The following is a 2,040-nucleotide window of genomic DNA, read 5'->3' on the forward strand; positions in this document are numbered from 1 at the left end:
AACTGCTCTCTTTGATGATGCTCATCGATGGATTCTGTGGAATCACTGTATCGGTTGGATCATCTGGCTCGCCATCTCCATTGTTATCCGTATCGGTTGGATCCGTTGGATCATCACTATCATCGGTTATAACATTACCAGCAGGATCATCTCCATTAGCTGTTGCTTGGTTGGTGACTACTCCTGCATCTATATCATCTTGTGTGATGGTATATGTGGCTGTGTATACTATCGTTCCTGCGCCTACGGCTAAATCCTCTAAATCGGCCTCTAGGTCTAGGTCGGCACCTCCACTCTGGTATACTGGTGTTGGTAAAGTCCCTGTTCCGGTAAAGTCAGCAGCATTCTCCACTACACTTACATCAAATAATGTCACACCGCCTAGGTTACTTACGGTGTAGGTATAGGTAATCACATCGCCTACACTAACGACACCATCTGCACCTAAGTCTAAGCTACTCTCTTTGATGATGTTAATCTCGGAACATAAACTAACTGTAGCGTCCGTAGAACTTACATCATTTTGTTGTAATGAATTATTCGAAATATCTTGAGGTATTCCGTTAGCATCAACATTATCTCCTAAACTATCATCTCCGTCTAAATCTGCCAAAGTATAGCCCCCATCACCTTCTAATGCATCTGGACAACCATCTGCATCACTATCTGTATCAATATAATCTGGAATACCATCATCATCTGTATCTGGATCTGTTGTTTGTGGATCAACAAAATTAGTTGCACAATCAAATAAAAGACTATGATATCTAACAACATCTGTAATTGTATTGTTAGCTACTGTTCCTAATCTAAATGTATAACTTGAAAAATTGTTATAATTCGCTGTGATATTTAGGAACGGGTTACTATTCGAAGATCCAGGAAAATTAACACTTCCAGAAGTCGCTACTAAAAAGTTAGGTTCTGATGTAATAGTTAAGGTAGTTGGGTTATCAACAGCATAACTCAAAGGATAAGGTATTCTATTACGTTCAGATAAATCTGGAGTTCCATCCATATCATTATATCCAACAAAAACTTCTGGAAAACTCACCGGAATCGATGTGCCTGATTGAACCAGCTGAATATTATATTCAATATAACCTTCTTCGCCTGGATTTAAATAAGCTATTCTTGAACCAGGTTTGAAGTATTCTGGATTAGATGAATTATCATCTAAAATATCTACTGTAGCGTTGTTAAAATCTACTAATGTAACTAAAGCATCTGTACCCACTGTAACATTTGCAAACCTGAATACTTCTCCTTCTAGTAGCGTTGCTACGTTTCCATCACCTGTTTCTTCTGTAGGAATTGCGCTAAAATCAAACACTGCTTGACTGCCACACGCTGGTGGAGCACTTAATGTCTCTCCTCGTTCATCCACATCTAGTAAGCCATCATTATCATCATCATCATCACAACCATCTGGTACTAAATCTCCATCTGCATCTGCATTATCATCAAAACCATTACATATATCTACAGCGTTTATAACGCCATCGTTATCACAATCATTATTTGGGAAATCTGCACAAGCACCTATTACTATAGTCACATCTGCAGTGTCACAAATCGTTGGGTCTACATCTAAGCAGATCTGATATGTAACTGTGTATGTTCCAGGAACTGAATCTGCTGGTATATTAATCGTTCCATCGGTATTGATTGTTACGCCTGTTAAACCTCCATCATTGGTGATATTAATATTATCTGCGATGTTACCATCAGTTGCAGCTACTCCATTAGCTGTATCTGTACCATTTCCATTATCTGCAAAAACACTTGCTGTTGTTCCACCTGTTACTGGATTGAATTGTGTACTGCTAAAGTCATCATTCTCAGCGTTGATACTTGGATCTACATCTATAGTCACATCGGCTGTGTCACAAATCGTTGGGTCTACATCTAAACAAATCTCATAGGTAACTGTATATGTGCCTGCTGTACTTCCCGCTGGTACATTAATCGTTCCATCGGTATTGATTGTTACGCCTGTTAAACCTCCATCATTGGTGATATTAATGTTATCTGCGATGT

1 protein-coding gene is annotated in these 2,040 nt (G+C 38.9%); it reads right to left on the reverse strand.

Annotated features, from left to right (window positions below):
- Window positions 1-2,040: DUF7507 domain-containing protein (locus KWG70_RS15460; RefSeq protein WP_449619090.1), on the reverse strand; the 2,040-nt coding region annotated here is incomplete at both ends.

The organism is Psychroserpens luteolus (assembly GCF_021032705.1).
Taxonomy (GTDB): domain Bacteria; phylum Bacteroidota; class Bacteroidia; order Flavobacteriales; family Flavobacteriaceae; genus Psychroserpens; species Psychroserpens luteolus.